Source organism: Labrys sp. HAY1-8F (assembly GCF_056754975.1).
Window position 1 is genome coordinate 2,501 of record NZ_JBPGWZ010000001.1, and the last position, 14,514, is coordinate 17,014.

10 protein-coding genes, 1 tRNA gene, 2 rRNA genes and 1 pseudogene are annotated in these 14,514 nt (G+C 59.8%); 12 read left to right on the forward strand and 2 right to left on the reverse strand.

What is annotated here, in order from left to right:
• Positions 1–25 precede the first annotated feature (25 nt).
• The 3 genes from ACR9ZN_RS00020 (at position 26) to ACR9ZN_RS00030 (ending at position 3,169) form a co-directional block, all read left to right on the forward strand.
• Positions 26–2,851, forward strand: a 23S ribosomal RNA gene (locus ACR9ZN_RS00020).
• 86 nt (positions 2,852–2,937) lie between these two features.
• A 5S ribosomal RNA gene (gene rrf / locus ACR9ZN_RS00025) occupies positions 2,938–3,052 on the forward strand.
• 40 nt (positions 3,053–3,092) lie between these two features.
• Positions 3,093–3,169, forward strand: a tRNA-Met gene (locus ACR9ZN_RS00030).
• Positions 3,170–3,536: 367 nt separating this feature from the next.
• Here ACR9ZN_RS00030 and ACR9ZN_RS00035 read toward each other — a convergent pair.
• Complete coding sequence (locus ACR9ZN_RS00035) at positions 3,537–4,433, reverse strand: bestrophin family protein (protein ID WP_481270959.1); 897 nt, start codon at positions 4,431–4,433, stop codon at positions 3,537–3,539.
• 54 nt (positions 4,434–4,487) lie between these two features.
• Positions 4,488–4,610: a hypothetical protein gene (locus ACR9ZN_RS00040; protein WP_481270960.1), complete on the reverse strand. Its 123-nt coding sequence runs from the start codon at positions 4,608–4,610 to the stop codon at positions 4,488–4,490.
• A gap of 162 nt (positions 4,611–4,772) precedes the next feature.
• On the opposite strand from ACR9ZN_RS00040, the gene ACR9ZN_RS00045 reads away from it, so the two are divergent.
• The 9 genes and pseudogenes from ACR9ZN_RS00045 to ACR9ZN_RS00085 all read left to right on the forward strand — a co-directional run bounded on the left by ACR9ZN_RS00045 (position 4,773) and on the right by ACR9ZN_RS00085 (position 14,507).
• Positions 4,773–7,040 carry an FdhF/YdeP family oxidoreductase gene (locus ACR9ZN_RS00045; protein ID WP_481270961.1) on the forward strand — a complete coding sequence of 756 codons (2,268 nt, stop codon included), beginning with the start codon at positions 4,773–4,775 and terminating at the stop codon, positions 7,038–7,040.
• A gap of 187 nt (positions 7,041–7,227) precedes the next feature.
• Entirely contained in the window at positions 7,228–8,640 is a 1,413-nt protein-coding gene (locus ACR9ZN_RS00050; RefSeq protein ID WP_481270962.1) for a cytochrome ubiquinol oxidase subunit I, read from the forward strand.
• A gap of 2 nt (positions 8,641–8,642) precedes the next feature.
• Complete coding sequence (gene cydB, locus ACR9ZN_RS00055) at positions 8,643–9,650, forward strand: cytochrome d ubiquinol oxidase subunit II (protein ID WP_434960273.1); 1,008 nt, start codon at positions 8,643–8,645, stop codon at positions 9,648–9,650.
• Positions 9,650–9,766, forward strand: a complete 117-nt coding sequence (locus ACR9ZN_RS00060; protein WP_481270963.1) for a DUF2474 family protein — start codon at positions 9,650–9,652, stop codon at positions 9,764–9,766. The genes cydB and ACR9ZN_RS00060 overlap by 1 nt, the downstream gene beginning before the upstream one ends.
• Before the next feature lie 131 nt (positions 9,767–9,897).
• Positions 9,898–10,533: a nucleotide exchange factor GrpE gene (grpE, locus tag ACR9ZN_RS00065; protein WP_481270964.1), complete on the forward strand. Its 636-nt coding sequence runs from the start codon at positions 9,898–9,900 to the stop codon at positions 10,531–10,533.
• 446 nt (positions 10,534–10,979) lie between these two features.
• Positions 10,980–12,881 (forward strand): molecular chaperone DnaK, encoded by a 1,902-nt coding sequence (gene dnaK / locus ACR9ZN_RS00070; protein ID WP_481270965.1) that lies wholly within the window; start codon positions 10,980–10,982, stop codon positions 12,879–12,881.
• Positions 12,882–13,087: 206 nt separating this feature from the next.
• Positions 13,088–13,992, forward strand: a pseudogene (locus ACR9ZN_RS00075) (DnaJ C-terminal domain-containing protein).
• Positions 13,993–13,994: 2 nt separating this feature from the next.
• Positions 13,995–14,267, forward strand: coding sequence for a chaperone modulator CbpM (locus ACR9ZN_RS00080; protein WP_454819367.1), 273 nt, complete (start codon positions 13,995–13,997; stop codon positions 14,265–14,267).
• Between the two features lie 18 nt (positions 14,268–14,285).
• Positions 14,286–14,507 carry a hypothetical protein gene (locus tag ACR9ZN_RS00085; RefSeq protein WP_434960278.1) on the forward strand — a complete coding sequence of 74 codons (222 nt, stop codon included), beginning with the start codon at positions 14,286–14,288 and terminating at the stop codon, positions 14,505–14,507.
• The last annotated feature ends 7 nt before the right edge of the window (positions 14,508–14,514 follow it).

The window sequence follows — 14,514 nt, forward strand, 5'->3', positions numbered from 1 at the left end:
TCCGGTGAGTATTGATAATGAGAGCGATCAAGCGTCTTAAGGGCATTTGGTGGATGCCTTGGCACTGAGAGGCGATGAAGGACGTGGTACGCTGCGAAAAGCTTCGGGGAGCTGCGAACAAGCTTTGATCCGAAGATATCCGAATGGGGAAACCCACTTCCGACAATTATTATTTTGGGGTCGTGAGACTGGTGGAGCAATCTGCCGGTCCTGCGGTTCTGGATTAATAATTGTCAAATGGAGGTATTTAGTCCCTGAATACATAGGGGATTAAAAGCGAACCCGGGGAACTGAAACATCTAAGTACCCGGAGGAAAGGACATCAACCGAGACTCCGTTAGTAGTGGCGAGCGAACGCGGACCAGGCCAGTGCTCTTGATTGAGTCAGCAAAAGCAGATGGAAAGCTGCACATGAGTGGGTGATAGTCCCGTATGCGACGATGATATCGAGAGACTTGAGTAGGGCGGGGCACGTGAAACCCTGTCTGAACGTGGGGGGACCACCCTCCAAGCCTAAGTACTCCTCAGTGACCGATAGTGAACCAGTACCGTGAGGGAAAGGTGAAAAGATCCCCGACGAGGGGAGTGAAACAGATCCTGAAACCGGATGCCTACAAACAGGTGGAGCCTGCAATGGTGACACCGTACCTTTTGTATAATGGGCCAGCGACTTAGTGAGACGAGCAAGCTTAAGCCGGTAGGTGTAGGCGTAGCGAAAGCGAGTCTGAACAGGGCGTTCAGTTCGTCTTATTAGACCCGAAACCGATGTGATCTAGCCATGAGCAGGTTGAAGGTGGGGTAACACCCACTGGAGGACCGAACCGGTGTCTGTTGAAAAAGCCTCGGATGACTTGTGGCTAGGGGTGAAAGGCCAATCAAACTCGGAAATAGCTGGTTCTCCGCGAAAACTATTTAGGTAGTGCGTCGCATGAATACTCCAGGGGGTAGAGCACTGGATGGGCTAGGGGGTCTTACCGACCTACCAAACCTAACCAAACTCCGAATACCTGGAAGTAGTGTGCGGCAGACAGACGGCGGGTGCTAACGTCCGTCGTCGAGAGGGAAAAAACCCTGACCACCAGCTAAGGCCCCTAATTCGTGGCTAAGTGGTAAAGGATGTGAGGATCCCATAACAACCAGGAGGTTGGCTTAGAAGCAGCCATCCTTTAAAGAAAGCGTAACAGCTCACTGGTCTAAACAAGGGTCTTTGCGCCGAAAATGTAACGGGGCTCAAGCCACGAGCCGAAGCTGTGGGTGTGCATGCGAGAGTATGTACGCGGTAGCGGAGCGTTCCATAGGCCTGTGAAGGAGTACGCGTGAGCGGCTCTGGAGGTATTGGAAGTGCGAATGCTGGCATGAGTAACGACAAACAGTGTGAGAGACACTGTCGCCGAAAGTCCAAGGGTTCCTGCGTAAAGCTAATCTGCGCAGGGTTAGTCGGCCCCTAAGGCGAGGCTGAAAAGCGTAGTCGATGGGAACAAGGTGAATATTCCTTGACCAGTGGGTAGTGACGGATCTCTTCCGTGGTGTGTGCTTATTGGATTGTGCATGCCATCACGAGGTTCCAGGAAATAGCTCCCACATCAGACCGTACCCGAAACCGACACAGGTGGACTGGTAGAGTATACCAAGGCGCTTGAGAGAACTATGCTGAAGGAACTCGGCAATTTGCCTCCGTAACTTCGGGATAAGGAGGCCTCGTTCGTGGGCAACCATGGGCGAGGGGCACAAACTAGGGGGTGGCGACTGTTTAACAAAAACACAGGGCTCTGCTAAGCCGCAAGGCGACGTATAGGGTCTGACGCCTGCCCGGTGCCGGAAGGTTAAGAGGAGAGGTGCAAGCTTTGAATCGAAGCCCCGGTAAACGGCGGCCGTAACTATAACGGTCCTAAGGTAGCGAAATTCCTTGTCGGGTAAGTTCCGACCTGCACGAATGGCGTAACGATCTCCCCGCTGTCTCCAGCATAGACTCAGTGAAATTGAATTCCCCGTGAAGATGCGGGGTACCTGCGCTTAGACGGAAAGACCCCGTGCACCTTTACTATAACTTTACACTGGCATTCGTGCTTGCATGTGTAGGATAGGTGGTAGGCTATGAAGCATGGGCGCCAGCCCGTGTGGAGCCACCCTTGAAATACCACCCTTACGATCATGGATGTCTAACCGCGACCCGTCATCCGGGCCCGGGACAGTGTATGGTGGGTAGTTTGACTGGGGCGGTCGCCTCCCAAAGAGTAACGGAGGCGTGCGACGGTGGGCTCAGACCGGTCGGAAATCGGTCGTCGAGTGCAATGGCATAAGCCCGCCTGACTGCGAGACTGACAAGTCGAGCAGAGACGAAAGTCGGCCATAGTGATCCGGTGGTCCGTTGTGGAACGGCCATCGCTCAACGAATAAAAGGTACGCCGGGGATAACAGGCTGATGATTCCCAAGAGTCCATATCGACGGAATCGTTTGGCACCTCGATGTCGACTCATCACATCCTGGGGCTGGAGAAGGTCCCAAGGGTTCGGCTGTTCGCCGATTAAAGTGGTACGTGAGTTGGGTTCAAAACGTCGTGAGACAGTTTGGTCCCTATCTGGCGTGGGCGTAGGAGAATTGAGAGGATCTGTCCTTAGTACGAGAGGACCGGGATGGACGTACCTCTGGTGGACCTGTTGTGGCGCCAGCCGCAGTGCAGGGTAGCTATGTACGGTCGGGATAACCGCTGAAGGCATCTAAGCGGGAAACCCACCTCAAGATAAGTTCTCCCTCGAAAGCCGTGGTAGACCACCACGTTGATAGGCCGGGTGTGGAAGCGGAGCGATCCGTGCAGCTTACCGGTACTAATAGCTTGATCGGCTTGATCGCTCTCATTTATCAATACTCACTCGCGGTGAAAAATACCGACAGTGACCTGGAACATTCCATTCTTGCTTCAGATTTTGCTTCGCCGGCCTGGTGGCACTAGCGAGGAGCCTCAACCCGATCCCATCCCGAACTCGGCCGTTAAACTCCTCAGCGCCGATGGTACTATGTCTCAAGACCTGGGAGAGTAGGTCGTTGCCAGGCCTGCAAAGCAAAAATCTCGAATACCATGCAAATTACCCGCCGCGGGGTGGAGCAGCCCGGTAGCTCGTCAGGCTCATAACCTGAAGGCCGCAGGTTCAAATCCTGCCCCCGCAACCAATTCTGTCATAAATCGCTAACCGTCCTGATATGAATATCAGGGCGGTTTTTGCGGCTGCCGGAGCTCAACAACAGGGCCGAGAATTCGCGTTTGTCGCCACGAAAATGAGAACTGGCGATGCAAGATTTTCGGTCCTCACAGTTCCGCAACGGCTCGTCACCATCTTCTCCGCCGTTTGCAAACGCGTCGTCCCGCTTGGGCTTGTCACTCCGCCCTTGCCCCCCGTCTTCATCGTCTGCCTGTCATGGCGCGGCGTAAAGCCGTCACCGCCGCTTAAAAGATACGAGGAGGTGCACAATTCGTTCTCGGTGTACATCGACGGTAACGTGGCGACGCCGTCTTGAAGGGGTATTACTCGGGGATATATTACATGAGTATGTTTCGGTGCGGTTTGATCGCGGCGGGAAGGTCATCATTTCCGAGGAGTGCGAGCATTTCCCGTTCGATCGTCCGCTTCAAGGCATCTAGCGGCAATGCGTTCGGCTCCAGGCCGAACGGTTCCTCGAGTTGGTGGCCGAGAGCGTCAAGGCCGAAGAAGGTGTAGGCGACGAGCAGAACGGGAAGTAATGCCCACCAATCCAGCGTACCGGCGAGGGCGAATGGCAGTGTCACACAAAAGACGAGAGCCGTTCGGTGCAGCAGCAAGGAATACGCAAAAGGAACTGGTGTGTAGGCGATGCGCTCGCACCCACCCTGCACCTCGGTCAGGGCGCTGATCTGCTGTTCGATGACCGAGTAGTGAATTGGATCTATCCGCCCCCTATGCATGAGCGTCAGGCAATATTTGCCAATCTGGTCAAGGACGGCATTTGTCAGATTGGGATTGTTTGAGGCGGTGCCGATATCGAACCAGTGCGTGATGGCCTTCAACTCATCTTGACCCCGCAGATGGGCGGCAAGCCCCGCGGAGAAAGCGCATAGTCCCCGGAGCAGGAAGCGCCGGTCATCCGCCTCCAGTGTGGATGTCTGGCGCGCGAGGGATCGACAGGCGATGATCAATTCGCCCCAGAGTCTGCGTCCCTCCCACCAGCGGGCGTAGCAGGCATTGTTGCGAAAGCTCATGAACACCGACAAGGCGATGCCGATCAGGGTGAAGGGAATGGCGCTGATCCGCGCGAAGATGCCCGGATGCTCCTGTGCTGCATAAATCGCCAGCACGCTGATGAGTGCGATTGCGAGGAGACGGGGCGCTATGCGTGGCAAGATGGAGCCGTTGACGGCGAATAGAATGTCCTTGAAGCCGGGCTTTGAGCGCAAGATCATGCAGCCGTCCCTGTCATCGCGATCCCCTCTTTGCGCAGGCGTCGACCTGCAGGCCTAGATGCCGTCGATCTCGAGCAGCGCGATGCTTTCGAGAAAATGGCCCCGGTCGAAATGGCCATTGCAGCGAACGAAGCCTGCGGCTCCCCTGATCTTGGGCGGTCGTTCTGAAAGCATCATTCATGCCACTTCCCGGCCGGACGACACATCAATGACTTGGCGCCGAAGATCCCTGATTTCTTGGACATTTTGTCCGCGCGAAATGGACAAAATGTCTATAGATTTCAAATAGATAGAGTGTTTTACTGCGTGCTCGACAGTTTCTGCGGAGCGGTTTCGAGCATGGCCGACAACAAGCCTCAATATAAGACGTACCATCATCCGGCAGGGGGCTGGGGCGCTGCTGCAGCGACTGCCAAGGTACTGCTGGAGCAGAGCGTCATCACCAAGGGGTCGCGCGCGTTGCTCGCCATGAACCAGCCTGGCGGCTTCAAATGCCCCAGTTGCGCCTTTCCCGATCCCGACCACAAGAAGACTCTCGAATTCTGCGAGAACGGCGCCAAGGCGCTGGCCTTCGAGGCGACCAAAAGAAGGGTCACGCGGGAGTTCTTCGAAAGGCACAGCGTGTCGGAACTCATGGAGCAGTCGGATTACTGGCTCGAAATGCAGGGCCGGCTGACCGAACCCATGCGCTACGATGCGGCCTCCGACCGATATGTCCCCTGTAACTGGGAAGCTGCCTTTGCGCTGATCGGCCATCACCTGAAAGCGCTCGAAAGCCCTCACCAAGCGGAGTTCTATACATCGGGGCGCACGCCCAACGAGGCCGCCTTCCTGTATTCCATCTTCGTTCGGGAATTCGGCACCAACAACTTTCCCGACTGTTCGAACATGTGCCATGAGCCGACGAGCCGTGGGCTGCCTGCCTCCATCGGGGTCGGGAAAGGGACGGTGGTGATGGAGGACTTCGAGCATGCCGAAGCCATTTTCGTCATCGGCCAGAACACCGGCACCAACTCGCCGCGCATGATGACCAATCTAGTCGAAGCCCGAAAACGCGGCGTGCCGATTGTGGCCGTCAACCCGATGCCGGAACGAGCGCTCATACGCTTCACCGAGCCGCAGGATGTCGTGCAAATGGCGACATTCGGGTCGACGCCGATAGCGAGCGAATTCGTCCATATCCGCATCGGGGGGGATCTGGCCCTGTTCAAGGGCATGATGAAGGTGATCTTCGAGCGCGAGGCGCAAGGCGAAAACGTCATCGATACCGATTTCGTCAACCGGCATACCGTTGGCCTGGAGGCGATCCGCGCCGATGTCATGGCGCAGGAGTGGACGGACATCGTGGCGATCTCCGGACTGGAGGAGGACCAGATACGCCGCTGCGCCGAGATCTACATTCGTTCGCGCGCAACCATGATCTGCTACGGCATGGGCCTCACCCAGCATCAGGAGGGATCGCGCCTGCTCCAGCAGGTCGTCAATCTGCTCCTGCTCCGGGGTAATTTCGGCAAGCCGGGAGCGGGGATTTCACCCATTCGCGGCCATTCGAACGTGCAGGGAGACCGCACCGTCGGCATCGACGAGAAACCCTCACAGGAGTACTTGGACCGCGTGCGCGATGTGTTCGGCTTCGAGCCGCCCCGTCATCACGGGCATCACACGGTCGAGTCCGTGGAGGCGATGGAAAAAGGTACCGCCAAGGTCTTCATCGGGATGGGCGGGAATTTCGTTCGCGCCATCCCCGATACCGACAGATCCTATGCGGCGATGCGCAAACTGGCCCTGACGGTCGGCATCGCCACCAAGCTCAATCGAGGCCATCTCGTTCACGGACGCGATGCGCTGATCCTGCCTGTGATCTCTCGATCCGAGGTGATCCATACGGCGGCCGGCGAGCAGTTCGTGACGATCGAAGACTCCATGTCGAACGTCACCGCCTCGCGCGGTGTCCTGACGCCCGCCAGCGCCCATCTCTTGCCGGAAGTGGAGATCGTCTGCCGGATGGCTCTGGCGAGCCTGCCCAACAGCAAGGTCGCCTGGGCGAGCTACATCCACGACTACAATCTCATTCGTGACAAGATCACCGAAGTCTATCCGGACATCTACGCCGGCTTCTCGGAAAAGGTGAAGAACCCCAAGGGTTTTCATCTCGATGTGCCACCGCGGCGCCTTGTCTGGCCAACACCGAATGGCAAGGCGAATTTTCTGCTGCTGCCTGGTCTCGATGTGAACGTGCCGGTCGCTGACCCGTCGATGTTGCGGCTGGCCACGGTCCGTTCGCACGACCAGTTCAATACGACCATCTACAGCAACAATGATCGTTATCGCGGCGTCTACAACGACCGCATGATCCTGTTCATGAATTCCGAGGACCGTGCGGCGCGAGGCCTGGACGCAGGCTCCCGCATTGCGCTGGAAACGATCAGCGACGACGGCGTCATGCGTCGCGTGGAGGGCCTGACAGTGTTGGACTATCCGATGCCCCGAGGGGCGGTCGCGGGATATTACCCTGAGCTCAATCCGCTGCTGCCCCTCGAATATTACGACAAGATCAGCGGGACTCCGGCCGCCAAATCGATACCGGTGCGCGTCGTCGGGGCCTAGAGCAAAGTGCGATTTCTCCGAACCGAACTTTGCTCTAACTCTTTGTTTTTAACGCGTTTTATTGAACGAAAAGTCTATCGACTTTTCTGGAAAACGCTTCGGCCGTCCCGCATCATTGGGAAAAGGATCCCCGGCGTCAGCCAATTCCGAGGACGGTATCTTTCGGCTTGTTTGAGAGGAGGGGACGTTGCTAGGGCAACTGGATGCGGTGATCTTGGCGCGTGCGCAGTTCGCCTTCACGGTGTCGTTCCACTTCATCTTTCCGGCGTTTTCCATCGGGCTTGCGAGCTATCTGATGGTGCTGGAAGGGCTGTGGCTCAAGACGGGCAAGGGCGTCTATGCCAATCTCTATCGCTATTGGCTGAAGATCTTCGCCGTCGTGTTCGGCATGGGCGTCGTGTCGGGCCTAGTCATGTCCTACCAGTTCGGCACGAACTGGTCGGTCTTCTCGACCAAGGCGGGCCCGATCATCGGCCCGCTGATGGCTTATGAGGTGCTGACCGCCTTCTTCCTGGAGGCCGGCTTCCTCGGCGTGATGCTGTTCGGCATGAGCAAGGTCGGCAAGGGGTTGCATTTCTTTGCCACCTGCATGGTTGCGCTCGGCACGCTGATCTCGGCGACCTGGATCATCGCCGTCAACAGCTGGATGCAGACGCCGGCAGGGTTTGCCGTCAATGCCAATGGTCAGTTCGTACCGGCGGGGTCCTGGCTGGCGATCATCTTCACGGCCAGCTTTCCCTACCGTTTGGTCCACACCGTGATCGCCGCCTATCTCACCACAGCCTTCGTGGTGGGAGGCGTCGGCGCCTGGCACCTGCTCAAGGACGGCGACAATGCCGGCGCGCGCAAGATGTTCTCGATGGCCATGTGGATGGCGGCAATCGTGGCGCCCATCCAGATCCTGGCCGGTGACGCCCACGGGCTGAATACACTGGAGCATCAGCCTGCCAAGGTGCTGGCCATGGAGGGCGACTACCAGCCCAGCCCTAATGGCGCACCGCTTGTGCTGTTCGGCCTGCCGGACAATGTGGAGGGGCGGGTGCGCTATGAAGTGTCGATACCGCATATCGGCTCGCTGATCCTCAAGCACGATCCCTATGCACCTCTTCCGGGTCTCACCGATTTTCCGCGAGACCAATGGCCTCCCACGCCGATCATCTTCTGGTCGTTCCGGATCATGGTGGCGCTCGGCTTCGCCATGCTCGGCATCGGCCTGTGGAGCCTGCTCGCACGCATGCGGGGCAGGCTCTATGACTGGCGCTGGCTGCATCGCGCAGCCGTTGCCATGGGACCGGCAGGCTTCGTCGCCGTGATTGCGGGCTGGGTGACGACGGAAGTCGGGCGGCAACCCTTCACGGTCTATGGCTTGCTGCGAACGGCCGAATCCCATTCGCCGCTCGCTGCGCCGGCCGTTGCCGCCTCGCTCATCGCCTTCGTGCTGGTCTATTTCAGCGCGTTCGGGGCCGGCACCTATTATCTCCTGCGCCTGATGGAGAAGGCGCCCGGGCGTAGCGAGAGCCAGCCACCGAACCTGCCGCAACGCGCGGCCGGTATCACGCCCGCAGCAAGCGTCGGCGTTCCCGTGCCGGCGAAGGATTGACCGTGATGGGCAGCATCGATCTCACCATCTTCTGGGCGGCGGTCATCGGCTTTGCTGTGATGGCCTATGTCGTCATGGACGGTTTCGACCTCGGTATCGGCATCCTGTTCCCCACCTTTGCGGTGGGCGAGGAGCGCGACCAGGCGATGAACTCGATCGCGCCGGTGTGGGACGGCAACGAGACCTGGCTGGTGATGGGCGGCGGCGGCCTGCTTGCGGCCTTCCCGCTTGCCTATGCCATCATCCTTCCGGCGACCTATCCGCTGATCATCGCCATGCTGCTCGGGCTCGTCTTTCGCGGCGTCGCCTTCGAGTTTCGCTGGCGCGATCCGCGCCACCGTCCGTTATGGGACGCGGCTTTCAGTCTTGGCTCGTTCGTCGCGGCGTCGGCACAGGGCGTGACGCTCGGTGCGATCCTGCAAGGCGTCCACGTCGAGAACAATGCCTATGCCGGCGGATGGCTCGATTGGCTGAGCCCCTTCAGCCTGTTGACGGGGCTGGCCGTGGTGACCGGCTATGCCTTGCTGGGAGCCTGCTGGCTGATCTGGAAGACGGAAGGGACGAGCCAGCGCCATGCCCGCCGCCTGGCGTTCTGGCTGGGCTTGGCCACGCTCCTCGCGCTCGGCGCTGTCAGCGCTGCAACGCCGTTCCTACATTATGATTATTGGCGACGCTGGTTTGCCATGCCCGGCGTGCTGCTCACGGCCCAAGTGCCCCTGCTCGTGGCGATCTGCACCGCGACCTTCTTCTGGAGCCTGCGGCGCGAGCGGGAGCAGTTGCCCTTCCTGATGGCCCTGGCACTGTTCCTGCTCGGCTTCATCGGGCTCGGGATCAGCATCTATCCCTATGTGGTGCCGCGCGCCGTGACGATCTGGGAGGCGGCGGCACCGCCCGAGAGCCAGGCCTTCATGCTGGTCGGGGCCCTCGTCATCATCCCCCTCATCCTCGTCTATACCGGCTGGGCCTATTGGGTATTTCGCGGCAAGGCCGGCATCCATGGCTATCATTGATGGCGTCGAGAACACCCTTCTGGAAACGGCTCGCCTGGATGGTCGTGATCTGGGCCGCCAGCATCGGCGTGCTCGGGATGATGGCGGCCGCGATCCGGCTATGCCTTCTGCGCTAGTCCGGGATGGATCTTCTCGAGCCGGATCGGCGTTGGACGATCAGGCATGGGCTCGCGCAGCCCACAAGTCTCTGCCTTCGGGGATTACAGCATAGCGGCATTCATCTGAAAGCATCCGACAGGGAGGCGAAATGACCAGAAGAGCCAAACCCGAGAACGACATTCATGGGGCACCGGAGCCGGCAAATGCGCCGGGGCCGACAGCGAAGGCGACGGAGCAGCCCGATCCATCTCCGGCCGGATCAGCCGACGATGCCGCTGCGATCATCGCTAGGCTCGAGGCTGACAATGCCGCGTTGAAGGATCGCTTGTTGCGGGCGCTGGCCGAAACAGAGAATGTGCGCCGCCGTGCCGAGCGTGAGCTGAATGATGCGCGCCAATATGCTGTCGCGAAATTTGCCGGCGACATGCTGGGGGTGGCTGACAATATCGAGCGCGCCATCGCCAACGTGCCGGCGCAAGTCCGCGAAGGCGACGAGGCGGTCAGGACGCTGATCGAAGGGGTAGAGCTCACGGAAAAGGAGCTGCTGCGTTCCCTGGAAAGACATGGCGTCAGGAAGCTCGATCCCCTGGGAGAGCGCTTCGATCCCAATTTCCATGAAGCGCTGTTCGAGGTGCTCGATCCTTCGGTGCCGAGCGGCACCGTCAGCAAGGTCATCGGCGCCGGGTATTCGATCGGAACGCGCTCCTTGCGCCCGGCCAGGGTCGGCGTTTCCAGCGGTGGGCCGAGGCAACCCGCGGAATCCGGGGCCGGAAGGCAGCCCTGACGGCGCGACTGGCAGCGATGGCCGGCCATCGAACCTGTCGGTTTCTGGCTCAGCCGGCTCTGCCTGCGGACACTTTGTCTGCGGTTGCACGGACATGTTGTCCTGATCAACCGGGAACTCTCGCATAAGCCTTTGATATCGCTGTGTATCCAGTCTGGCACGTCTGTTGCTGTCACATCGAGGCCAGCGCTCGGCGGCAGCGCCACAAACAGACGGGACATCATGGCATCGTACTCGACGATATCCGGCCGCCCCGCATGGCCATCCGGAACAGCCAGGTCAGGGCTGGTCCTGGACGAGCCAAAACGCCCAATGCCGTCTCTCGGAAGAGAGGCGAACTGCCCGCTGTCGGGCAGCAAATCCTCCGCCTGAGACATCTCGACCGCGGCAATCACAACAAAAGCGGCAACACATATTCCAGCAATCAAGTAACAGGGAGCATCTTCATGGCTACGATCATCGGAATTGACCTGGGAACGACCAATTCATGCGTTGCAGTCATGGATGGCAAGAATACGCGCATCATCGAGAATGCCGAGGGTGCGAGGACCACACCGTCGATCGTTGCGTTTACAGGTGATGGCGAGCGTCTCGTCGGGCAGCCTGCCAGGCGGCAGGCGGTGACTAACCCGACCAACACGATCTTTGCGGTCAAGCGGTTGATCGGCCGACGCTACGACGACCCCACCGTCGAGAAGGACAAGGCCCTCGTCCCCTACAAGATCGTCAAGGCGGCCAATGGCGATGCCTGGGTGGAAGCCCAGGGCAAGGCCTATTCGCCTTCGCAGATCTCGGCGTTCATCCTGCAGAAGATGAAGGAAACCGCCGAAGCCAATCTCGGTGAGAAGGTCACGCAGGCCGTCATCACGGTTCCCGCCTATTTCAATGATGCGCAGCGGCAGGCGACGAAGGACGCCGGCAAGATTGCGGGCCTCGAGGTTCTGCGCATCATCAACGAGCCGACGGCAGCGGCGCTTGCCTATGGTCTCGACAAGAAGAAGCAGGCCAAGATCGCGGTCTACGATCTGGGCGGCGGCACGTTCGACATCTCCATCCTCGACATCGGCGACGGGGTCTTCGAGGTCAAGTCGACCAATGGCGACACCTTCCTCGGCGGCGAGGACTTCGATATGCGCCTGGTGAATTACCTTGCCGACGAGTTCCAGCGCGAGCAGGGCATCGACCTGAGAAAGGACAAGCTGGCCCTGCAGCGATTGAAGGAGGCGGCGGAGAAGGCCAAGATCGAGCTCTCCACCATCACCCAGACTGAAATCAACCTGCCCTACATCACGGCCGATGCCAGCGGTCCCAAGCATTTCCAGATCAAGCTGACGCGGGCGAAATTCGAGTCCCTGGTCGAAGATCTCGTGCAGCGAACCATCGAGCCATGCCTCAATGCGTTGAAGGATGCGGGACTGGCGGCCAAGGACATCGATGAGGTCGTGCTGGTCGGTGGCATGACCCGGATGCCGAAGATCCAGGAGATCGTGCGCAAGATCTTCGACAAGGAGCCGCACAAGGGCGTCAATCCAGACGAGGTGGTTGCGGTCGGGGCGGCAATCCAGGCGGGCGTGCTGCAGGGCGATGTCAAGGACGTCCTGCTGCTCGACGTCACCCCCCTCTCGCTCGGGCTGGAGACGCTGGGCGGTGTGTTCACGCGCCTCATCGAACGCAACACCACCGTTCCAGCCAAGAAGAGCCAGGTGTTCTCGACCGCCGAGGACAATCAGAACGCCGTCACCATCCGTGTCTTTCAGGGTGAGCGTGAGATGGCGGCGGACAACAAATTGCTCGGCCAGTTCGATCTGATGGGTATCGCGCCGGCCCCGCGCGGCGTGCCCCAGATCGATGTGACCTTCGACATCGACGCCAACGGCATCGTCAACGTCTCCGCCAAGGACAAGGGGACCGGCAAGGAGCAGCGCATCCAGATCCAGGCGTCCGGTGGCCTCTCCGAAGCCGACATCGAGCGGATGGTCAAGGATGCCGAAGCCCATGCCGCCGAGGACAAAAAGCGCAGGGAGACGGTGGAAGCGAGGAATACCGCCGAAGCGCTTCTGCATGCGACCGAGAAGGCGGTTGCCGAGCATGGTGGCAAGGTGGCCGAGGCGGATCGCCGGGCGATCGAGAATGCCATGGCCGATCTGCGCGAGGCGGCGAAAGGCGAGGATGCGGCCGCTATCGCCGCAAAGACGGGCACCCTGCAGCAACTCTCGCAGAAACTGGCGGAGGCGGCCTCTGCGCAGCCGGGCGCGTCGCCCGATACGGGCTCTCGTGCCGGCGGCGATGATGTGGTCGATGCCGAATTCAGCGAGGTGGATGACAATGATGCGAAGAGATCGAGCTGATCCGGCGGCAGAGCCTGTCACGAAAGGCATTTTGACCGAGACGCGGAGCCTTCCTGACTGACCGTGAAAAATGATCTAGCATCGAGGGCCTGCGCCGGGTTGAGGTCCCGGCGCTTTCAGCATCGACCGGAGGCGCGATGGGGCGCCCCCCTTGAAACCTATGAGCCAAACCGCAAAACGCCGTGGAAATGCTATCGGAGTAGGTTGTGAGAAATCCTTACGAGGTTCTAGGTGTTGCCCCGACGGCATCTTCGGCCGAGATCCAGAGCGCCTATCGCAAGCTTGCGAAGAAACTGCATCCGGATCTCAATCCGGGTGACAAGAGCGCCGAGGAGAAGTTCAAGGAAGTCGCTGGCGCCTATGACCTGCTCAGCGACGCCGACAAGCGCAAGCGCTTCGACAATGGCGAGATCGACGCGAGCGGTGCGGAACGCCCGCCGCAGCATTTCTACCGTGAATATACAGAAGCCGATCACGACCATCCCTACGCCGATACTTCCGGTTTCGCCGACTTCATGGACGGGGAAGATGCGTTTGCCGAGCTGCTGAGGCGCGGCCAGCGCGCGCGCGCGAACCGGCGCGGACAGGATCTGCACTATCGGCTGCCGATCGAGTTCGTCGAGTCGGTCATGGGGGCGAACAAGCGCCTGACCCTGCCGGATGGCGGCACGCTCGACGTGAAGATTCCCCCGGCCTGGTGGATGGACAGACCCTGCGCCTGAAAGGCAAGGGAGCGCCGGGCGCCGGTACGGGCGGTCCCGGCGACGCCTTGATCGAAGTGGAGGTCCTGCCGGATCGGCGCTTCACGCGCGAGGGCGACGACATCACGCTGGAATTGCCGGTTTCGCTGTCGGAGGCCGTGCTCGGAGGACGCGTGCGTGTTCCAACCCCTACCGGCGACGTGACGATGTCCGTGCCGAAAGGGTCGAACACTGGCACGACCCTGCGTCTCAAGGGAAAGGGGGCGCCCCGCCGGGGCGGAGGGCAGGGCGACCAGTTCGTCAAGCTGAAGATCGTCCTGCCGAAAGCGCCCGATCCGGAACTCGAAGCCTTTGTTTCGAACTGGGCCAAGGGCAAGGACTTCAATCCCCGTGAGGATAGAGCATCATGAGCATGAACAAGCAGGAATTTCTGGCGAGTTCCGGCATCCAGGTGCAGACGCTGGAAGTGTGGCTCGAGCAGCGCTGGCTTATTCCTCGACCGACCCCGACTGGCGTGCAATTTACCGAAATCGACATTGCCCGCGCACGCCTGATCCACGAGCTGAAGAACGATATCGGAGCCAATGACGAGGGTATCGACGTCATCCTGCATCTGATGGATCAGCTTCATGGGCTGCGTCAGGCTCTGGCGCAACTGCGCGGGGATATGCAGGAGCGTTCGTAGCTAGAGGGGGAGAGTGGAATGAGTGAAAGTCCAATCGCGTCCGAGCAGGGGATCGATGTCCTCATCCTGCAGGCCCTGGTGCGCAAGCTCGTGGCCAAAAGCATCCTTTCGCCGGACGATGTGCGTGCCTTGCTGTTCGAGGCAGCAACCCGCCTCGACATCGACGGCAGCCAGCAGACGCCTCAGGCGGCCCGGGAGATGGTGGAAGAGAGTTTGGCACCGGCGTTTCTGGGCGGCTGACGGTTCT

Bases quoted from the DNA above. Each gene is read 5' to 3' on its own strand.
- ACR9ZN_RS00060 (WP_481270963.1), top strand. From the start codon at position 9,650: ATGGCGTCGAGAACACCCTTCTGGAAACGGCTCGCCTGGATGGTCGTG.
- ACR9ZN_RS00040 (WP_481270960.1), bottom strand. From the start codon at position 4,610: ATGATGCTTTCAGAACGACCGCCCAAGATCAGGGGAGCCGCAGGCTTC.
- ACR9ZN_RS00085 (WP_434960278.1), top strand. From the start codon at position 14,286: ATGAGTGAAAGTCCAATCGCGTCCGAGCAGGGGATCGATGTCCTCATC.
- ACR9ZN_RS00035 (WP_481270959.1), bottom strand. From the start codon at position 4,433: ATGATCTTGCGCTCAAAGCCCGGCTTCAAGGACATTCTATTCGCCGTC.
- ACR9ZN_RS00080 (WP_454819367.1), top strand. From the start codon at position 13,995: ATGAACAAGCAGGAATTTCTGGCGAGTTCCGGCATCCAGGTGCAGACG.
- ACR9ZN_RS00045 (WP_481270961.1), top strand. From the start codon at position 4,773: ATGGCCGACAACAAGCCTCAATATAAGACGTACCATCATCCGGCAGGG.
- dnaK (WP_481270965.1), top strand. From the start codon at position 10,980: ATGGCTACGATCATCGGAATTGACCTGGGAACGACCAATTCATGCGTT.
- grpE (WP_481270964.1), top strand. From the start codon at position 9,898: ATGACCAGAAGAGCCAAACCCGAGAACGACATTCATGGGGCACCGGAG.